General features: G+C 38.3%; 15 protein-coding genes and 1 pseudogene. 13 read left to right on the top strand and 3 right to left on the bottom strand.

Annotated features, from left to right (window positions below; all coding sequences use genetic code 11):
• The first annotated feature begins 35 nt into the window (after positions 1 to 35).
• The 4 genes from BN53_RS03370 (at position 36) to BN53_RS03380 (ending at position 3,323) form a co-directional block, all read left to right on the top strand.
• Positions 36 to 338: a flavodoxin family protein gene (locus tag BN53_RS03370; RefSeq protein ID WP_009559518.1), complete on the top strand. Its 303-nt coding sequence runs from the start codon at positions 36 to 38 to the stop codon at positions 336 to 338.
• Between the two features lie 7 nt (positions 339 to 345).
• Positions 346 to 474, top strand: coding sequence for a hypothetical protein (locus BN53_RS10025; RefSeq protein ID WP_009559519.1), 129 nt, complete (start codon positions 346 to 348; stop codon positions 472 to 474).
• A gap of 141 nt (positions 475 to 615) precedes the next feature.
• Complete coding sequence (locus tag BN53_RS03375) at positions 616 to 1,977, top strand: FAD-dependent oxidoreductase (RefSeq protein WP_009559520.1); 1,362 nt, start codon at positions 616 to 618, stop codon at positions 1,975 to 1,977.
• A 197-nt stretch (positions 1,978 to 2,174) separates the two neighbouring features.
• Positions 2,175 to 3,323 (top strand): zinc ribbon domain-containing protein, encoded by a 1,149-nt coding sequence (locus tag BN53_RS03380; protein ID WP_009559521.1) that lies wholly within the window; start codon positions 2,175 to 2,177, stop codon positions 3,321 to 3,323.
• 505 nt (positions 3,324 to 3,828) lie between these two features.
• Here the strand turns inward: BN53_RS03380 and BN53_RS03390 are convergent.
• Genes BN53_RS03390 through BN53_RS03400 form a run of 3 tightly spaced genes read right to left on the bottom strand, consistent with a single transcriptional unit; the run spans position 3,829 to position 7,060 of the window.
• Positions 3,829 to 5,280 (bottom strand): FGGY-family carbohydrate kinase, encoded by a 1,452-nt coding sequence (locus BN53_RS03390; RefSeq protein ID WP_009559523.1) that lies wholly within the window; start codon positions 5,278 to 5,280, stop codon positions 3,829 to 3,831.
• A gap of 9 nt (positions 5,281 to 5,289) precedes the next feature.
• Positions 5,290 to 6,234: a transketolase family protein gene (locus BN53_RS03395; RefSeq protein WP_009559524.1), complete on the bottom strand. Its 945-nt coding sequence runs from the start codon at positions 6,232 to 6,234 to the stop codon at positions 5,290 to 5,292.
• Positions 6,227 to 7,060 carry a transketolase gene (locus tag BN53_RS03400; protein WP_009559525.1) on the bottom strand — a complete coding sequence of 278 codons (834 nt, stop codon included), beginning with the start codon at positions 7,058 to 7,060 and terminating at the stop codon, positions 6,227 to 6,229. Before BN53_RS03400 ends, BN53_RS03395 begins: the two co-directional genes overlap by 8 nt.
• 173 nt (positions 7,061 to 7,233) lie before the next feature.
• On the opposite strand from BN53_RS03400, the gene BN53_RS03405 reads away from it, so the two are divergent.
• From BN53_RS03405 to BN53_RS03445, 9 genes and pseudogenes are all read left to right on the top strand, one after another.
• Complete coding sequence (locus BN53_RS03405) at positions 7,234 to 8,253, top strand: LacI family DNA-binding transcriptional regulator (protein ID WP_009559526.1); 1,020 nt, start codon at positions 7,234 to 7,236, stop codon at positions 8,251 to 8,253.
• A 98-nt stretch (positions 8,254 to 8,351) separates the two neighbouring features.
• Positions 8,352 to 9,794 (top strand): L-fucose/L-arabinose isomerase family protein, encoded by a 1,443-nt coding sequence (locus BN53_RS03410; RefSeq protein WP_009559527.1) that lies wholly within the window; start codon positions 8,352 to 8,354, stop codon positions 9,792 to 9,794.
• Positions 9,795 to 9,995: 201 nt separating this feature from the next.
• A complete protein-coding gene (rbsK, locus tag BN53_RS03415; RefSeq protein WP_009559528.1) occupies positions 9,996 to 10,913 on the top strand; it encodes a ribokinase in 918 nt (305 codons plus the stop codon).
• Positions 10,914 to 10,927: 14 nt separating this feature from the next.
• A complete protein-coding gene (rbsD, locus tag BN53_RS03420) occupies positions 10,928 to 11,323 on the top strand; it encodes a D-ribose pyranase (protein WP_009559529.1) in 396 nt (131 codons plus the stop codon).
• A 16-nt stretch (positions 11,324 to 11,339) separates the two neighbouring features.
• Positions 11,340 to 12,818 (top strand): sugar ABC transporter ATP-binding protein, encoded by a 1,479-nt coding sequence (locus BN53_RS03425; RefSeq protein WP_009559530.1) that lies wholly within the window; start codon positions 11,340 to 11,342, stop codon positions 12,816 to 12,818.
• Between the two features lie 4 nt (positions 12,819 to 12,822).
• Positions 12,823 to 13,779 carry an ABC transporter permease subunit gene (locus BN53_RS03430; RefSeq protein WP_040537297.1) on the top strand — a complete coding sequence of 319 codons (957 nt, stop codon included), beginning with the start codon at positions 12,823 to 12,825 and terminating at the stop codon, positions 13,777 to 13,779.
• A 43-nt stretch (positions 13,780 to 13,822) separates the two neighbouring features.
• Positions 13,823 to 14,821, top strand: coding sequence for a substrate-binding domain-containing protein (locus BN53_RS03435; RefSeq protein WP_009559532.1), 999 nt, complete (start codon positions 13,823 to 13,825; stop codon positions 14,819 to 14,821).
• Between the two features lie 223 nt (positions 14,822 to 15,044).
• Entirely contained in the window at positions 15,045 to 15,491 is a 447-nt protein-coding gene (locus tag BN53_RS03440) for an apiosidase-like domain-containing protein (protein ID WP_009559533.1), read from the top strand.
• 128 nt (positions 15,492 to 15,619) lie between these two features.
• Positions 15,620 to 15,859: pseudogene (locus BN53_RS03445) on the top strand (IS4 family transposase); the annotation flags it as partial.

Here is a 15,859-nt window from a genome sequence, read left to right on the forward strand (position 1 = left end):
ACAGACAATAATTTATGTGTAACGGAGGGACAAATATGAAAATCGTTATCTTAACAGGAAGTCCGCACAATCCTGGCGCATCAAATACCTTGGCAGATTATTTTGAAAAAGGTGCAAAAGAAGCTGGAAACGAAGTCTTTCGCTATGACGCAGGCTTGCAAGGCAAAGTCAATCCTCATTTCTTACAAGTTGAGTCAAAGCCAGGGATGGAAATAACTATTCCAGACCATGATGAAATCGAAGCTGAAGTTATGCCTAAGCTGTTAGAAGCAGATTTAGTAGTTCTAGTTTCATCGCTGTATTACTTTGGGATCAACGCTCAGTTTAGCTGCGATTAAGCTTCACATGAAGAAGCTTCAAGATTACATGCGCTGGCCAAGCTTAGGCGAAATTTACGCCGATGACTCCTGGAATAATAAGAAATTGCAAAAGCATGCACAACGAGCATATGAACTGGGCAAGTCTTTGAAGTAGGAAAATACAGATTGTTGGCTATTATTAAAAAGTAGGACAGAATTCCACATGGAAATCTGTCCTTTTTTAGTCCTGAGCATATCATTTTGACAGCGCTAACAATAGTGTTACAATCTAAGGCGATAAAAGGAGGTATTTTTTATGACAAAAAAGATTGTAATCATTGGTGCTTCTCACCCAGGACATGAAGCTGCGATTGAACTACTTGATCGCTACAAGAACGTTGACGTTCAAGTATTTGAAGCAAGCGATTTTGTTTCCTTTATGTCTTGCGGGATGAAACTATTTTTGGAAGGAAAGACCACTGGTCAAAATAACGTTAGAAATTTTGAACCAAATGATCTGATTGAACGTGGTGGTAAGATTGAAAATAATAGTCAAGCTATTGCGATTAATCCTGATAAAAAGACTGTCACAATCAAAAATACGGTAACTAACAACACTAAAGACGTTAGCTACGACAAGCTGATTTTAACCCCAGGTGTTGTACCACAAAATATCCCTGTCGAAGGGAATGATTTGGACAATATCTTTTTAATGAGAGGATATTCATGGGCAAGCAAAATTGATCAAGCCTTGAAGGATTCAAGCATTAAAAAGGTAGCTGTTATCGGTGCAGGCAATGGTGTTTCAGCTGTTGAAGCAGCCGTAATGCATGGCAAAGAAGTTACCTTGATTGACATCAATGATGCGCCTCTTGCTAATTATTTGCCTAAAGAATTTACTGATGTTTTTGAAAATGAATTAAAGGATAAAAATGTCAACCTAGTCATGGGTGCTAAGGTAACTGGATTCAAGGGCGATCAAGCAGTTAAGACGATTGTTACTGATAAAGGCGAAATTGAAACGGATTTAGTTATTATCACTGTCGGCATCAAGGCAAATACTGACTGGCTCAAGGGTGTAGTTGAGCTTAACAAGCAAGGTTACATTGAAACTGATGAATACTTCAGAACTAATCTTGAAGATGTCTATGCCTTAGGGGATGCTATTTGGCCATATTCAATTCCAGCTGGCAAACATATTCCAATTCCTTCAGCTACAGCTTCAAGACATGAGGCTGAATACTTGGTTAACCATCTTTTTGAAGCTAAGCCATCTCGTCCATTTTACGGTTTAGCCGGTGCACAACTCTTAGAATTTGGCGATGTACATGCAGTGGCAACAGGTTTGAATACTCGCACGGCTAAGTTTGCCGGAATAGATGCAAAAACCAGTGTTTATGTAGATCATTTAAGACCTGACTTTATTCCTGAAGAAGATAATCCATTAGGGTATGTTGCGCTTACTTACAATGCTTCATCACACCAGATTTTGGGTGGAGCTGTAATGTCGAAATATGACCTTACTGGTCAAGGCAATGTCCTTAGTTTGGCAATAAGTCACAAGTTGACTTTGGAAGATTTGGCAGAACAAGATTTCTTCTTCTCACCAAGCTTTGACCGTCAATGGAATATTCTTAATTTAGCTGCTCAACATGCTTTAGGTTGGGCTAAGTTTTAGAAAATAAATTTGAGTATGCAAATAACCTGCTACTTTACGAGAGAGTAGCAGGTTATTTGCTTTATCTTGGTTATCCATCTAATAGGATGGATGTAAAAGAAAAAAACAACCACTTTCCATTGCATATCAACATATAGGTATGATACTTTATTAAAGTTGAAATTGTGACATTGTTCATCGAAATGGGAGGAAGAAGAATGAAATGTCCAAATTGTGGAGCCAAAAATGATAAAGGTGCCAGTTTTTGCGGTAATTGTGGCAAATCATTAGAGTTAAAGCAAGTGCCGAAATCAACTGATATAGCCAAAAAGAGTAGAAAGAGCTTGATCTATTTAGTCTTGGCTATAGCAATCGTTGGTATTTCGGTTTCTGCCGGAATATTTATGGCGAAGCAGTCGAAGATGCAAGAAGTTAACAAGACTGCTGATACGAAAGTGACCAAGCAAAGCAAAAAGAAAACTCATCAGACTAAAGAGAAGATAACTTTTTTGACTTCTACTAAAATTGCGGATTACTCGCCTAAAGAAGCAGTAGCGATTATTGTAGCTTATATGAAAAATCAGGAAAACCCTGTCTGGAGTAAGTTGACGCAGCAGGATGAAATCGATTTGAAGATCCGTCAAAAGGCCAACTATCAATTTGCTGTATCTGATCCAGTCTATGTTTTTAATGAATCAGCTGCTTACTCTTATGTGCCAGATAAGCAGGATGCAAACGACATGACAGTTGTGCTTTATACCAATGCTGGTAAGACTGTAAGCTACAAAAACTTTAGCAGTATGGTTCGCACTTTAAGACGGCAGAAATTGGATCAGGAAACTTCTGAGTTAAGCAAAATTGTCAAAGTAATTGATCAAAGAAATCAAACTTCAGCTGCCAAGACCTCTTATCCTGGAGATAAAGGCCTCTACACTTTCCCAGAAGAAATGCGCGGCAAATGGTATTACTGGGATAAATACGACAAAAAGGTGAAGATGCAAGAATTTACAGAGCATAATATTGTTTCTGAAATGGGCAGTTCTGAAGCACATGAAATGGATCCACATTTTTTAGCAACCTTTGACTATTCAAAGATATCTAAAGAATACCGTGAAGCTGCAAAAGATTGGGTTCGAATTATGGAATTTGATAAGCCACTCGATGGAATTTACTGGATAAATGTTCGTGGATATTTCCAAGGTGCCGGAGATGGCGAATACTATGCCTTGCACACCGAAAAAGGCCAGCCAGTCTTGTTAGTTGCAGTTGGTGCACAAGTTTCAGTGACTGATGTAGCATTCAGAAGTCCTGACTTAGCTAAAAAATATAAAGATTACCAGTTTTCTGATTTGAGATATTTGGATTAGAAAACTCACAATAATTTGTTGATCAGTTAATTGTGTATTGATAAAATTTGTATAGCAGAAAAGTGAACAGTGGTGGTCTTCTTTTTCGAAAGGGTATGCCTATGGGGAAATTTTCCAAATAAGCAGAAACTAAGTAGAAAGGAGGTTAATGATGAATTTCCTCTACCGGAAAGTCATCAAGCTAATCCGGGAGACGATAGTGCTTACTTATTGGTTAACAGTCCTTGCGACAAATTTAGTCAAGCTAGTGGCAACCATCGGATATCTTATCCTGGTGATCCATTTGCTCAAATGGATGTAAAAGAAAAAAACAACCACTATCAACTTTGACTGAGTGCTAGTGGTTGTTTGAACTACTTTATAATTAGGTCACCGCATTTGCGGATCTGCTAGGGGAGATGTCTGCAAACATCTCCCTTTTTCTATACCCATTGTAACAGTTTTAACGCTGCGATACAAGAAACAGCCAAGTCAGAGAGGGGGATATTGACTTAGCTGTTTTTAGTTAGGATAGTTTTTCTATATAAGTAGACCATTCCTTGCGGAAGACTGAAGCTTGCTCTTTTGTCATTCTAGGTTGGTAAGTCTTAGAAGAAATAGGAGCAGTGATAGCATTTTGGGCATTCATGGCAGTGCCCAAAGCGCTAAGTTCAGATACATCGGAAATAACTACTTGGCTTTGAGCAATATTGCTCAAGTATTGCATCAAATATTTGTTGTGGATCATGCCACCGTCAGTATGGATTTCTGCTTTTACGTTAGGATAAATCTTTTGAAATTCAGAAATAATATCACAGATTTGGTAAACTAATGAATTTAAAGTTGCGCGAACTAGTTCTTTTTTGCCGGTTGATGCAGTCATACCAACAAAAGCGGCTTTCATTTCAGGTAGCCAGTAAGGCGTCCCAAGGCCTGCAAAGGCAGGAATCAAGATGGTATGATCTTCTGGATCAGCAGTTAGAGCCAGTTCAGTAGTTTCTTCAGGGCTAGCAATTAGTTTCAATTTGTCTTTCAACCAAGTGATGCTGGCCCCGGCATAGTTGATATTTCCTTCAATTACGTAAGAAGTCTTACCATTAATTGACCAAGCAATTGAAGTATTGAGTTGATTATTGAGATCGTCCATCAATTTATCGCCAATATTTAACATAACAGAAGATCCCGTGCCAAAAGTAACCTTAAAATCTCCTGGTTGGTAGCATTGATGGGCAAAAAGGGCTGCCTGAGAGTCACCCAGAACGCTAAGAATTGGGATAGGATGATCTGCTAAGCCAAATAGATCAGTTTGACCGAAGTTAGCATTGGAATCGACGATTTCAGGTAGATTATTTAAATCAATTCCAAAAATTTCAGCCAGTTCATGATCCCATTGACCAGTATGAATGTTCATTAATTGCGTTCTGCAGGCATTAGAAGGCTCAGTCTTGAAGCTTTTGCCTGAAGTTAGTTGATAGACTAACCAGGCGTCCATAGTTCCTAAGCATAAGTCATTATTTTGCTGAGCTTGAATTACTCTTGGCTCGTTTAAGAGCATCCAGCCCCATTTAGCACCGGTGAAATAAGCAGATAAGGCCAAGCCGGTTTTATTTTTAACTGCGTCGAGCAATTCCTGATATGAAATACGTTTGATCAATTGCTCTGCACGATTATCTTGCCAAACGATAGTTGAACAAAGGGGTTCGCCAGTTTTTCTAGACCAGGCAGCAGCTGATTCTCGCTGATTGGTAAGTGCAACTGCTTCAATTTCAGAGGAGGGAACCTGGTCTAAAGCTAATTTAAATAGTTGAGTAAGATTATTTTTGATTTCGTTTAGGTTATGACTAATCCAACTATGTTGGCTGATAATTTGCTTATGTGGCAGAGAACTTTTCCAAAAAATTGCTCCACTATGATCAAATAAGATTGCCTTAGTTCCTTGGGTACTTTGATCAATTGCTAAAACGTATTTTCCTGCCATAATGATTACCTACTTAGATAGAATATTTTTGACGGAGTTAGTGATCCCTTCGGCATCTAAGCCGTAGTAGTGGAACACATCGTCTTGACTTCCTTGGATAGCTGGTTCATCTGGGAAGCCCAAGATGTCTAACTTAGCGTAAGCATATTTAGCAACTTCAGTTGCCACAGCTGCACCAATACCGTTGATAACATCGTGTTCTTCAACAGTCACAAGGTGGTCAAAGCGTTGAGCTAGTTCGGCAATTTTTTCAGTATCAAGTGGCTTGATTGAGCCAAGGTCAACAACTTCGGCTTCAATGCCAAGTTCACTCAAGTTCTTGGCTGCTTCTAAAGTGAAGTACAACATTTCGCCAGTTGAAATTAAGCAGATATCCTTACCTTCGCGAATAGTTGTAGCCTTGCCAGGTACGAATTCGAAGTCTTCGTGGTAAACATTGTCCAATTTGCGCTTGCCGACACGAACGTAGGCAGGCTTGTCAGAAGTGAGCAAGTATTTGAAAAGTGCCTTAACTTGGTACTTGTCGCATGGTTGGTAGACTTCTAAATCTGGAATAGCTCTAGTGATGGCAACATCGTTAAGTGAGTGGTGAGTGTTGCCAAGCCAAGTGTAGGAGTTACCACCAGAAATACCGATCAATTTAACGTTGTTTTTGTTGAAGGCTACGTCAACTTTTACTTGTTCGATTGAACGCATTGACAAAAATGGTGCAGGAGAGAAGACGAAAGGATGCTTGCCTTCGTGGGCCATACCAGCTGCTACAGTTACAGCGTTTTGTTCGGCGATACCCATTTCAATCGTACGGTCAGGGTGAGCGTTAGTGAAAGCATTCAATCCAGCTGAACCGCGGGAGTCGCAAGTTACTACTAATAAATCTGGATCAGTAGCTGTTGCCTTGTCCAAAGTTTCAGCAATTACGGCATTAGCAGTTAATTTTGTATCTGTATTATTCATTTTCTAAAGCCTCCATTTGAGCATCAAATTCTTTAAGTGCCTTTTGATATTCTTCTTCAGTTGGAATCTTGTGGTGCCAGTCAGCTCGATTTTCGGCAAATGAAACACCCTTGCCCTTAACAGTGTGAGCAATGATTACGCGTGGCTTGTTGGTATTGTTTTCTTTTGAAAGAATTTCAACTAAAGCTTCCACATCGTTGCCATTTACTTCTTGTACGTCCCAGCCAAAAGCACGATACTTGTCAGTTAATGGGTTTGACCGCATGACCGTGTTGGTGGTACCAGAAATTTGCAATTCGTTGTGATCAACAATGGCAATTAAATTGTCCAAGTTGTAATTGCCGGCAGCCATTGCTGCTTCCCAGATAGAACCTTCAGCTTGTTCGCCGTCTCCCATCAAGACGAAAGTGCGCTTCTTGGAATGGTTCATCTTGGAAGCAAGAGCAACACCAACGCCAAGACCTAAACCGTGGCCAAGTGAACCAGTGTGGAATTCCATTCCCTTAATTTCAGTAGTTGGGTGACCGATGAATGGCGTATTGAAAGTAGAGTAGCCATTATCAAGGTCTTCTTGCTTGATGTAGCCTTTGTCAGCTAAAATTTCATACCAAATTTCAACAGCGTGTCCCTTGCTTTGAATGTAGGTATCAATATCTGGATCGTTTAAGTTGTCAAGCGTTTGGTTCATTACGCCGTAATATAAGGCAACCAAGATATCTGCGCAGGATAGGCAGGAACCGGTGTGTCCATTTTTGTGATTGTAAATTAGCTGCCAAGTATTCTTTCTTAGTTGAACAGCTTTTTTCTTTAAGTCCAAAGTATTCATTGCTGTGTACCTCACTATCTATTTAATTTCGTTGACACCGCTATCATATCATGCAAATTGTAAAAAATCTTGCTATTTTACTAAATAAAAATTAAATTTAGTTATTTTTTAGTAAAAAGTTGTATAACGTGGTAATATATTTACGAATGCTATTACAGAAAGAAGAATTCCAAATGAAAAAGATAAAAATGAGCGATATTGCTGCCAAGGCAAATGTCTCTAGATCAGCGGTATCGCTTGCTTTAAATGGCAAACCAGGTGTAAGTGATGAAACCCGCAAGAAGATATTCGATATCATTGATCAAGAAGGATATAAGCCGCTGAGAAAAAGAAAAAAGGGTGGCGTTAGAAAGATAGCCAGTGTTAACTTGATCATCGTTAGCGATAAAAATGGTGTCGTTAGCCAAAATTATCGGAGCTTGCCTTTCTTTGATAAGCTTGTTTCAAGTTTGACGCAAAACGTTTCAGGTTTTGGTGGACATGTCCAAATTGATACTCTTTCAATTGATAATTTGGCATCTGACCTAAAGACTTTACTAGAACATACTAAAATTACTAATGCTGTGGTATTAGGAACAGACCTAAGTAGAAATGATATTATTGCAATCAATAAGCGGATAAAGAACGTGGTTTTTGTCGATACATATTATGACGACATTGATGCTGATTTTGTCACCATGGACAACTTCAGGGGTGCCTACACAGCCGGTAAATATATCATCAGCAAGGGCTACAAGAAGATCGGCTATGTTGCATCCAATAAGTTAATTCCAAACTTTTACCAGAGAAGAAAAGGTTTTGTGCAAGCTTTAGCAGAAAATGGATTAGAACTAGAGAAGAAGTATATGTATAGTTTGAATCCGATTCAATTAATGCCATCAAGCGATTTGCCAGAATTCAATACCAAAGACCTGCCTGAGGCATTGTTCTGTGAAGATGATTATATGGCCTTGAGACTATTGAAGGAGTTCCTCAAACAAGGCTTATCAATTCCAGAAGACATTGCCATCATGGGCTTTGACGATATTTATGAAGATGTCATGGTCATTCCAGAATTGACCACTATCCATGTGCCAATTCAACAAATCGTTAACCAAGTTATCTTCCAATTACAAAGCCAAGCAGAGGATTCTGAATGGGAAGCGCAAAAGTGTTTGGTCAGCACACACTTGGTTGAGCGAAATTCTATTTAGCTAGTTTAGTCTATTCTAGTAAATATTAGCTTGATTAATCCTTCACAAAAGTGTTAAGTTTAATACATGAAAACGTTTACTCGGAAAGAAGGATAATTATGGTTAATAAAGAAGCTCTTAAAAAGATAAAAATTGGCTTTGTTCCTACTAGAAGAAATATTTTCTCAGCTGAAGCAGCAATCGAATTCGCAAATTATACTCGCGAAAAGATGGATGAAATCGGCATTAACTACGTTGATATCAAGGATGTTAATTCTGATGGCTTACTTTACGATGATGAAGGACTTGAAAAAGTATATAAAAAATTCAGAGATGAAGAAATTGATGGTTTGTTCATTGCCAATGAAAACTTCGGAACAGAATATGAAGTAGCTAGATTAGCAGCTAAGTTCAATGTGCCAGTTTTATTGTGGGGGCCAAGAGATGAAGCTCCTGCAGAAGATGGCTCTAGAAGAAGAGATACCCAGTGTGGTTTATTTGCGATCGGCAAAGTTTTGAGACACTTCAATGTTCCATTTACTTACATCAGAAACAGCGATATTGATGATCCAAGCTTTACCAGAGGTTTAGTAGACTTTATCAAAGTATGTAATGTTGTAAAGACCTTTAGAAGTACTCGAATTCTTCAAGTGGGTCCACGACCATTTGACTTTTGGTCTGTAATAGTAAATGAAGGGGAATTGCTTGAAAAATTTGGTATCCAATTGTCTCCTATTCCTTTAGGTGAATTGACTACAGCTATGAAGGATATCTTGGAAAAGAAGGATCCTCGCATCGAAGAGACTAAGGATACTTATCGCAAGTGGGCTGATGTTCAAATTGAAGAAAAAGATTTCGATAAGGTAGCTGCATTGAAGTTGGCACTTGAAGACAAGATGCATCAATATGGCTGTAATGCCGGCGTAATTCAATGCTGGACAGAACTTCAACGCGAAATCGGCATCTTGCCATATGCTTCAGAAGCCTTGCTTCAAACTGAAGGCTTGCCAGTAACATGTGAAGTTGATATTAATGGTGCTATTTCAGAATTGCTAGTTGAAAGTGCAACTTTAGGTGAAGAAAAAGCTTTGTTTGCAGACGTTAACTGCCGCCACCCATACAATGAAAACGGTGAATTGTTGCAACACTTGGGTACATTTGCCTTCCAAACTGCAAAGAATAGACCAGTTTTGCCACCATCACACTTTGTATTTGACTATCCTGGATCAGCTGCCTTTGAAATCAAGGATGGCGACTACACATTAGTAAGATTTGATGGCGATCATGGCAAATATTCAATGCTTTTAGGTAACGCTAAGACATGTGAGGGACCATATGAACAGGGAACATATGCATGGTTTGAATTCCAAAACTTAAATAGATTCGAAGCTAAGTATGTTTATGGTCCATACATTCACCATATGGCTGCAGTCCGCGCTGATGTCGTACCAATCCTTGCAGAGGCGGGCAAATACATTAATGTAACTCCAGATTATTTTGACCCAATTAGCGATAAAGTTGACGCTTATTGGTATGGTGACCTAGAATCAATAATTGATTAAGAGAAAAGAGCATAGTAATGGGTTATGCACCACTATGCTCTTTTTTTATCTTTAAAAGCTTGTCAACTAAAATATAACTAGAATAATATTTTTTTGCTAAACCTATTGAAAACGCTATCAATAAGTGCTTGAATAGTAACTGTAATAAGTATAAAGTCAGTTAAAAATTTTAGTTTATTTTAGTAGAATGTGAGAAGAGTTATGAGTAATGTAGGAGTACTCGGAAGTATTAATGTAGACACTACCTTGCACGTTGACAGAATTCCTCAACCAGGTGAGACAATTCATGTGCAAAGTAAAAGCTCAGCCGGAGGCGGAAAAGGAGCTAACCAAGCCGTTTCTGCTATTAGAAATGGTGCAAAGGTAAAGTTTATCGGCTCGGTTGGCAAGGATGCAGATGGCGTAATGATGCGTGATCTTCTTAAAGCAGAAGGCATCGACATCGAATGTGTTTTAGAGGATGAAAAAAATAGCACAGGTACAGCAACAATTCTATTAGACGAAGAAGGACAAAATAGTATTTTGGTGTATCCAGGTTCAAATGATAGTATTCGCAAGTCAGATATTGATGAAATGAAGGAAGAACTTGAAACACTTGATATCTTGATTGCACAATTTGAAACTCCAAAAGAAGCTACACTAGAAGCATTTAAAATTGCAAAAGAAAATGAGGTAATTACAATTTTAAATCCAGCCCCAGCTTCAGAGATTGCATCAGAATTATTGGCAGTTACAGATGTTATTGCTCCAAATGAAACTGAAGCAGAAGTCTTGACTGGAATAAAAGTTGAAAGCGTGGAAGACATGCATAAAGTTGCCAGCTACTTCCATGAAAAAGGCGTAAGTGTTGTACTAATTACATTAGGCTCAAGAGGAGTTTTCCTATCAAGCAAGGATACCGAAAAGATCATTCCAGCATTTAAGGTAAAGCCAGTTGATACTACTGCAGCTGGAGATACATTTATCGGATCGATGGCAAGTAAATTGAAAGTGGACCTTTCAAATATTGAAGAAGCGATCGTTTATGGACAACAAGCTTCATCAATAGCTGTTCAAAAGCCAGGAGCAATTCCATCAATTCCTAAAGAAGATGAGGTTACTCGCATTTATAACTTATAATTCGAGGTTTTGTTATGAAAAAAAGTGGAATATTGAATTCTCAGATTTCAAGTGTAGTGGCTGATATGGGCCACATGGATTTGTTAGGTGTCGGGGATGCAGGAACTCCGGTTCCAAAAGGAACTGTCAAAATTGACTTGGCAGTTAAAAAAGATCTACCTAGCTTTATCGATGTTTTAACTGAAGTTTTGACTGAGTTAGAAGTTCAAAAAGTTTATATAGCAGAAGAAATAAAAACACAAAATCCAGAACAATTGGAAAACATCAAGAAAGTTTTGCCAAATGTTGAAATAGAATTTATAACTCACGCTGAACTAAAATTACGTCTCAAAGATAGTAAAGCATTTATTCGGACGGGTGAAGAAACACCATATTCAAATGTCATTTTAGAAAGTGGTGTAGTTTTTTAGAAAGGGAGATCCTTTTATGCAAATAGAAATGAAAGGAATCGCAAAGGCATTCGGTTCAAACAAGGTTTTGCAGGGAGTAAACTTCGATGTTAAATCTGGTGAAGTTCATGCATTGATGGGTGAAAACGGTGCCGGAAAATCTACATTGATGAACATCCTAACAGGATTATTGCAAAAGGATGCTGGCTCAATTTTGATCGATGGAAAAGAAACGAGCTACTCAAGTGCTTTGGATGCTGAACACCATGGGATCAGTTTTATTCACCAAGAAATGAATAACTTCCCTCAAATGAGTGTTGTAGACAATATGTTTCTGAATAAAGAGATCAAAACAAAGTTTGGTCTTATGAATCAAAAGGAAATGAAGAAGCAGGCTAAACATTATCTTGAGCAACTAGGTTCAAATATCAATGTTGACCAATTGATAGGTAATTTGACAGTTGGTAACCAACAGATGATTGAAATTGCTAAGTCATTGATGACAGATGCAAAGTTTATCATCATGGACGAACCAACAGCTGCTTTAACAGAAAATGAAACGGCAATCCTGTTCAAGACAATTAGAGAACTAAAGAGCAAAGGAGTAGGTTTCATCTATATCTCTCACAGAATGGAAGAACTTTGGCAGATTTGTGACCGAGTAACAGTCATGAGAGATGGTGTTTCAGTTAATACCTATAGCACAACTGAAGTTAAAGAAGATCGAATTGTTAAGGATATGGTTGGTAGAGATATTGGTGACTACTACCCTGCTAGAAATCCTAAGTTTGGTCCAGTTGCTTTGAAGGCGGAACATTTAACAGGTGCCAAGTTTAACGATATTAGCTTTGAAGTTCACGAAGGTGAAATATTAGGCTTTTCTGGACTTATGGGTGCCGGTAGAACCGAAACAATGCGTGCTTTATTCGGAATAGATAAACTAAAATCCGGAAAAATCATCTTACATGGGGAAGAGGTTAAACTATCTAGCCCAAGTGAATCGATTAAACATGGTATTGGTTTCTTAACCGAGGATAGAAAGACAGAAGGATTAGTTTTAGATCAATCCTTAGAAGACAATATTGCTTTGCCAAGTATTGATGGATTCAGAAAAGGTGGAATTATCGATAAAAAGGCCGAAGATGAATTTGTTGATATGCTGATGAAGAGATTAACAGTTAAAGCCCAGAGTGCAAATGTTCCTGCTAGAAGTCTTTCTGGTGGTAATCAACAGAAGGTTGTTTTGGCAAAGTGGGTAGGTAGTGGATCAAGAGTATTAATTTTGGACGAGCCTACGCGTGGTGTCGACGTTGGTGCTAAGAAGGAAATCTACAAGTTAATGAACCAACTGACAGATCGCAATGTTGCAATCATCATGGTATCTAGTGACCTTCCAGAAGTGTTGAGTATGAGTGACCGTATTAAGGTTTTATACGAAGGAAAAGAAATGGGTATCATCGATGCGAAGGGCGCTACTCAAGAACAAGTAATGAAGTTGGCTACAGGAGGAAAATAAGATGATGGATAAACCTAAAGCTAAATTTGATGTCACAAAATATATGGCGTTAATTGCTTTAATTATTTTGGCAATTGTTATTACAGCATTGAATCCACAGTTCATTGCACCAAATAACTTGATGAACTTATTTAGACAAACATCTGTTAATGCTTTGATTGCCTTTGGTATGACATTTGTTATTTTGACATCTGGTATCGACTTATCAGTAGGTTCAATCTTAGCTTTGACTGGAGCAATCACTGCCAGCATGATTTTAGGTGGTATGCCAGCATGGCTAGCAGGTTTAATCGGTATTGCACTTGGTGCAGTTTTAGGTGCAATTAACGGTTTGTTTATTACCTGGGGTAAGGTAACTCCATTTATTGCAACATTGGCAACAATGACAATTTGGAGAGGTGCTACCTACGTATTTACTGGTGGTAACCCAATTACCGGTGGAAAGATGAACACTAGTTTCTTCTTCCAATTCATCGGTCAAGGCTACTTGTTCGGTATCCCATTCCCAATCATTATTACTTTGATTGCCTTTGCTATATGTTACGTATTGCTTCACAAGACTGCATTTGGTCGCAAGACTTTCGCACTTGGTGGTAATGAAAAAGCTGCCTTTGTTGCAGGTGTTAAAACTAAAAAAGTATTGATTACTATTTATACCATTTCAGGTTTGCTAGCAGCTTTAGCTGGTTTCATCTTGACTTCAAGATTGGGTTCTGCTCAACCTGACGCAGGTACATCCTACGAAATGGATGCAATTGCTTCTACTGTTATCGGTGGTGCAAGTTTGATGGGTGGTAAGGGTAGAATGTCTGGTACATTAGTTGGTGCCCTTTTGATCGCATCCTTAAGTAATGGTATGAACTTATTAGGGGTTAATAGTTTCTATCAACAAATTGTAAAAGGTGTAGTTATTTTGATCGCGGTTATGATTGACTCACAAACTCAAAAGAATCGTGATTAATATGTTAGTTAGTAAGAATTTGGAAATTTAGAAGGTGTACATTATGAATTTCAAAAAATTTGCAAAAGGCTTTAAAAAAGTTGCTGTAGCTTCATCTGTTTTGTTACTTGCTGGTGGATTGCTCGCAGGTTGTGGTCAAACTGGTTTGAGTAATGGTTCTGGTTCTTCTGATAAGGTTGAAAAGAAGGCACCTAAGGACTTGAAGATTGGTGTATCAATTTCTACTTTATCAAACCCTGCATTCGTAAACTTGAAGAACGTTATTAACGACTACGCAAAGGGTAAGGGCTCAAAGGTTATTATTAGTGACGCTAATAACGATACTTCAAAGCAAAACAACGACGTAGAAGACTTAATCACTCAAAAGGTTGATGCTTTAATCATCAATCCATGTGACTCATCTGCGATTTCAACAGTTGTTAAGAAAGCAAATGAAGCTAACATTCCTGTAGTTTGTGTAGACCGTAGTGCTGACTCAGGTGAAGTTGTTTCAACTGTTGCCTCCGACAACGTTGCCGGTGGTAAGATGGCAGCTGAATGGCTTGTTAAGGAATTAGGCGCAAACGCTAAAATTGCTGAAATTCAAGGTATCCCAGGTGCTTCAGCAACCCGTGAACGTGGTAAGGGATTTGATAGCATTGGTGACAAGAAGTTAAATATTGTTTCTAAGCAAGCTGCTAACTTTGATAGAGCTAAGGCCTTGACTGTTACTGAAAACATTTTGCAAGCTCACTCAGACATCAAGGGTATCTTTGCTCAAAACGACGAAGAAGCTGTTGGTGCTGCTAGAGCTGTTAGAGCTGCTAAGAAGAACGTTACTATCATCGGCTTTGACGGTGCTTTGGCTGCCTTGACTGCAATTGAAAAGGGTCAAATCGCTGCTACAATTGGCCAACAATGGAACAAGATCGGTGAAGAATCTGTTCAAATGGTTTACGACCACTACCAAGGCAAGAAGGTTCCAAAGAACGACAAAGTACCTGTAAAGATTGTTACTAAGGCAAACGTTGCTGAATTCAAGAAGCAAGTTTACAACAAGTAGTTTTTCTCAGTTGATAGAATATTAATAATGAATAGAGACTTGGAGATATTGCTTCAAGTCTTTATTTTACTAAAATAAAAATATCACTCGCCAAATAAGCAACCGCTTTCAATAAGTGTGATACAATAGAATAAAAGATTGTTACATTAAGTTGGCAAGACTTGTAATTAGGGGTGAAACTCTAATTATTGGTCTTGCCGTTTTTTGTTTATGAGGTAGAAATATGTTAAAAACAAAAGAAAAATATTTGTACAAAAACGATAAGCGAATTTTCTATTTAGCAGATACTTGCTGGGGAGCTTTCACTAGTGTTGAAATGCCTGATTGGCGTTATTATCTTGATACTCGCAAAGCTCAAGGATTTAACGCAATTCAAATCAATATTTTGCGTCAATGGGACTCAAGTTTACCAATTAATGGTCGTGAGCCATTTGCTATTACTACTCGCGAAGATGGCAGTTATGAGTATGATTTTTCAAAAATCAATGAAAAATATTTTGATAATGCAGTCAAGATGCTGGAAGAAATGAAAAAGCGTGAGATGATTCCAGCTTTGGTTCTGCTTTGGGGGAACTTTGTTCCCGATACTTGGATGAGCCATTTTGTCAAAAATAATACAATGCTATTTGAGCAAATCAAGCCTTATATTACTTATGTAGTAAATAACTGAAACTTGAAAGTTAAGATTAGCGCTCCGTCCCCGTGCCTCTTGGCTTTTTCTTATCAAAAATAAAAACGCAGGATCTCTCTGCGTTATACTTTAAGTGTCGACCTAAAAAGTAAAGGAGATCCTGCGCAATGAACAGTATAGAACAAATCGACACAGAAAACGATACTAAATCCTTAATTTCTTCATTTGTTAAACTAATTGGTCTAGCTAAGTTAACCAAACAAGTCAATTTTAAGCGTAAATCTACCATTTCATTAACCATGATTATCTCTTGGCTGATGTCAGTGCATTTTGCTCGGCTTTCCTTATTCAGAGCTAAGGACGACAAACGTTTTTCCGTTAGAACTGCTCGCAATGTACTTAACGAT

Source organism: Lactobacillus pasteurii DSM 23907 = CRBIP 24.76, assembly GCF_000297025.1.
Taxonomy (GTDB): Bacteria; Bacillota; Bacilli; order Lactobacillales; family Lactobacillaceae; genus Lactobacillus; species Lactobacillus pasteurii.

What these genes read in the sequence shown, in the direction of transcription:
- BN53_RS03370 (WP_009559518.1), top strand. Translation starts at nt 36, where the DNA reads ATGAAAATCGTTATCTTAACAGGAAGTCCGCACAATCCTGGCGCATCA.
- BN53_RS10025 (WP_009559519.1), top strand. Translation starts at nt 346, where the DNA reads ATGAAGAAGCTTCAAGATTACATGCGCTGGCCAAGCTTAGGCGAAATT.
- BN53_RS03375 (WP_009559520.1), top strand. Translation starts at nt 616, where the DNA reads ATGACAAAAAAGATTGTAATCATTGGTGCTTCTCACCCAGGACATGAA.
- BN53_RS03380 (WP_009559521.1), top strand. Translation starts at nt 2,175, where the DNA reads ATGAAATGTCCAAATTGTGGAGCCAAAAATGATAAAGGTGCCAGTTTT.
- BN53_RS03390 (WP_009559523.1), bottom strand. Translation starts at nt 5,280, where the DNA reads ATGGCAGGAAAATACGTTTTAGCAATTGATCAAAGTACCCAAGGAACT.
- BN53_RS03395 (WP_009559524.1), bottom strand. Translation starts at nt 6,234, where the DNA reads ATGAATAATACAGATACAAAATTAACTGCTAATGCCGTAATTGCTGAA.
- BN53_RS03400 (WP_009559525.1), bottom strand. Translation starts at nt 7,060, where the DNA reads ATGAATACTTTGGACTTAAAGAAAAAAGCTGTTCAACTAAGAAAGAAT.
- BN53_RS03405 (WP_009559526.1), top strand. Translation starts at nt 7,234, where the DNA reads ATGAAAAAGATAAAAATGAGCGATATTGCTGCCAAGGCAAATGTCTCT.
- BN53_RS03410 (WP_009559527.1), top strand. Translation starts at nt 8,352, where the DNA reads ATGGTTAATAAAGAAGCTCTTAAAAAGATAAAAATTGGCTTTGTTCCT.
- rbsK (WP_009559528.1), top strand. Translation starts at nt 9,996, where the DNA reads ATGAGTAATGTAGGAGTACTCGGAAGTATTAATGTAGACACTACCTTG.
- rbsD (WP_009559529.1), top strand. Translation starts at nt 10,928, where the DNA reads ATGAAAAAAAGTGGAATATTGAATTCTCAGATTTCAAGTGTAGTGGCT.
- BN53_RS03425 (WP_009559530.1), top strand. Translation starts at nt 11,340, where the DNA reads ATGCAAATAGAAATGAAAGGAATCGCAAAGGCATTCGGTTCAAACAAG.
- BN53_RS03430 (WP_040537297.1), top strand. Translation starts at nt 12,823, where the DNA reads ATGGATAAACCTAAAGCTAAATTTGATGTCACAAAATATATGGCGTTA.
- BN53_RS03435 (WP_009559532.1), top strand. Translation starts at nt 13,823, where the DNA reads ATGAATTTCAAAAAATTTGCAAAAGGCTTTAAAAAAGTTGCTGTAGCT.
- BN53_RS03440 (WP_009559533.1), top strand. Translation starts at nt 15,045, where the DNA reads ATGTTAAAAACAAAAGAAAAATATTTGTACAAAAACGATAAGCGAATT.